Origin of the sequence: Anaerococcus sp. HMSC068A02 (assembly GCF_001811125.1) — a bacterium.
Classification (GTDB): Bacteria; Bacillota; Clostridia; order Tissierellales; family Peptoniphilaceae; genus Anaerococcus; species Anaerococcus vaginalis_C.
In genome coordinates, this window is the sequence record NZ_KV803756.1 from 23958 (window position 1) to 27045 (window position 3088).

Genomic DNA, 3088 nt, shown 5'->3' on the forward strand with positions numbered 1-3088 from the left:
AATCCATTCTTTTTCCAAAAAGCTTTTGACTGGGGATTTTTCTTGTCTATGCCTAGTCGAACTTTTGCTTTGCCTATTTTTTTAATATAAGCTAGAACACTTTGAATTATTTCAGTTCCTATCCCTTGACCTTGGTATAAAATATTTACCATAAAAAAGCCAATAAAACAGGTTTCTTCGTCTGGATAGCCATTTAAAATATCTAAAACAGCAACTAAAAGTTCATCTTTGAAAAATCCTAAATAATATTTATTATCTTCATTTACTACTTCAGGTCTTAGGTAAAGGTCACTTAAGATTTGTTCTCTACTTACCTCTGCCTGGCAGTAACGATAATATAGCTTATTGCCTTGGCACAATCTGTATATGGTTTCAATATCATTTTCTGTAAGTTTTTCAACATTATAAGTTTTACTCATGTTTTTTATGTTTAATATTTTTGTCACCTTGAATTCTTCCTCTTTAAATGAAAATTATCTTCTCGTCAATTCCACAACAAGCAAATTAAAATACTCTTATCTGGATGCTTGGCATTGAGAATCTGGATGAGGCTAAAATTATTTTAGCACAAATCAATGATTATATAATCTAATCAATATTTATAATAACCAGTGCCCACGATGAAATTATATATTCTTTACCATCTTCTTAACCTAGCTAATCTTTTGTCTTAATTTTCTGTATTTTGAAAGTCTTTACTTGTGAAATTTATAAAAGATAACTCTTTTACATCTTTTCAGGATATATTTATGTTCAGGTTTTCCTCTATATATTAATTTATTATGTTATAATGAAATTAATTAAGAAAGGAGGCTCTCATGGACAAAATTTTGATTGGCAATGGGAATACGGAAAACTATATTCTTTTAAATAAAATAAATCGACACGGACTAATCAGCGGCGCTACTGGAACTGGAAAAACCGTAACTCTAAAGGTGCTTACGGAAGGTCTCTCTGACGCTGGAGTTCCGACCATTCTTGCGGATGTGAAGGGCGATCTTGCAAATATTTCAAAGCCTGGCAAGATGAATGACAAATTAAATTCAAGGCTTGAAGAACTTGGTATCTCTAATTTTGATTTTAAAAATTATCCTGTAAATATGTGGGATATCTACGGCGAAAAAGGAATTCCACTTAGGGTTACTATTTCAGAGATGGGCCCTCTTATGCTCGCAAATATTTTAGACCTAAACGATACTCAGGCTGGGGTTTTAAATATTATTTTCAAAGTTGCCGACAGTGAGGGTCTTCTATTAATCGATTTAAAGGATCTTAAACAGATGATAAATTTCGTCGGTGAAAATAGGGACGAGATTAGTAGGACTTACGGCAATGTGGCTAGTCAAAGTCTCTCTTCAATTTCTAGAAAGCTTTTGTTTATTGAAGATGCTGGCGGAGATTTATTCTTTGGAGAACCTGCGATAGACATCGGCGATTTTATTAGAACAGATCCAAGTGGTAAGGGTGTTGTAAATATTTTAAATGCTACAAAATTGATCTCAAATCCACTTCTCTACTCCATGCTTCTCCTATACTTGCTTTCAGAAATCTATGAAAACTTCCCAGAACTTGGAGATTTGGACAAACCTAAGCTTGTATTTTTCTTTGACGAAGCGCATTTACTATTTAACAACACTCCAAAAGTTTTACAAGACAAGATTATCCAAGTCGTTCGTCTCGTGCGCAGTAAAGGAGTGGGCGTCTTCTTCATCACACAAAATCCTCTCGACATACCAGAATCCATTTCGTCACAACTTTCCAACAGAATCATACATCAACTAAGAGCTTATTCTCCAAAGGAACTAAAGGCGATAAACGCTGTTGCAGACACATTTAGACAAGATGAATCCATGGATATAAAAGAAGAAATCATAAATCTTAGAACCGGAGAAGCATTGGTTTCATTTGCCGATGAAAGTGGTGCACCAACTGTAGCAGACAAGGCACTAATCCTTCCGCCCCACTCATCCTTTTCAACACTAACCGATGAGGAATATAGAGTCTTGGTTAATTCTTCTCCACTTTATACAAAGTACAAGGAAGCAATTGACAGACAATCCGCCTACGAAATTCTTTTAGAAAGAATTGAAAGAGAAAAGTTTGAAGCTGAAAAAGAAAAAATAGATGCCGAAAGACAGAAGGAACTTGATGCTCAAAAAAAAGAATTCGAAAAAGCACAGAAATCCAACCGCAGCCAAAAGACTTACTTCGATAAGGGCATCGACTCCATGCTCGGCACCATTACGAGAACCATTGGTCGTGAAATCGCAAGAGGCCTCCTAGGTTCCATAAAAAAAAGAAGATAAGATAAAAAGGCAGGAACAAAGTCCTGCCTTGATGTATTTTCTTAATTCTTAAATGTGTTTGATATTTTCTAATAATAATTTTTTCATCTCAATTTTGAAATTTCTGCAATATCTATCTCACAGCCACAACTCATCGATATCTATCAGAAACTCAACCCTAGCGATTTCTCGGTTGACCTATCCGTGGGTAAATTTCTGAAAATCATTAAATAACCAAATGAAAAATTTTCAAAATTTCCTAAAAATCTCAGTACTACTTGGTTTTTACAATTATTTTTCTTTAAGTTTTGATACAAACACTACACTCTCCACATGGGTTGAGCAGACAGTATGGATAAAGTTTAATTTTTTCCAAAAGCCTCGTATGTGGAAATATGTCCAATTAGTATTCATCTTATGATCTATTATATCATTCTTAAGCACAGAAAAAACAGCCCATAAAAGAGCTGTTTAGGTTATTATTTTCTTGTTTTAGTTACATTACTTATATTAGATGACCTACAAACATAGCTATAGGTAGTAATAAGATTAACATAATATTCAACACTATAAATAATCTGTCCTTTTCCTTTCCCCAAATATTAAACCTATTAGTCCAATAATTGGGCAGACAAACATTGATGTGAGTCCAGTTGGTTTTAGGTTTGTATAGTTTTCAAATATATCTACTGGAAGTAGGTAATAAATCACCAAAATTGCGATTCCAACTACAAATAATTTTTTACTTTTTCCTTCATATACTTCTCTTACTTTGAAATTATATTGTTCGAATTAAATCTATA

At 33.5% G+C, this 3088-nt stretch carries 2 protein-coding genes and 1 pseudogene; 1 reads left to right on the top strand and 2 read right to left on the bottom strand.

Annotated elements, in window-relative coordinates:
- Positions 1-446 (bottom strand): GNAT family N-acetyltransferase (locus HMPREF2782_RS04610; RefSeq protein ID WP_261668654.1); only part of this gene is annotated, 446 nt, incomplete at its 3' end.
- 372 nt (positions 447-818) lie between these two features.
- Between HMPREF2782_RS04610 and HMPREF2782_RS04615 the strand changes: the two genes are divergently transcribed.
- On the top strand, positions 819-2306 hold the full coding sequence (locus HMPREF2782_RS04615) for a helicase HerA-like domain-containing protein (protein WP_070641214.1): 1488 nt from the start codon (positions 819-821) through the stop codon (positions 2304-2306).
- A 484-nt stretch (positions 2307-2790) separates the two neighbouring features.
- Here HMPREF2782_RS04615 and HMPREF2782_RS09675 read toward each other — a convergent pair.
- Positions 2791-2999, bottom strand: a pseudogene (locus HMPREF2782_RS09675) (hypothetical protein).
- Positions 3000-3088 lie beyond the last annotated feature (89 nt).

What these genes read in the sequence shown, in the direction of transcription:
- HMPREF2782_RS04615 (WP_070641214.1), top strand. Translation starts at nt 819, where the DNA reads ATGGACAAAATTTTGATTGGCAATGGGAATACGGAAAACTATATTCTT.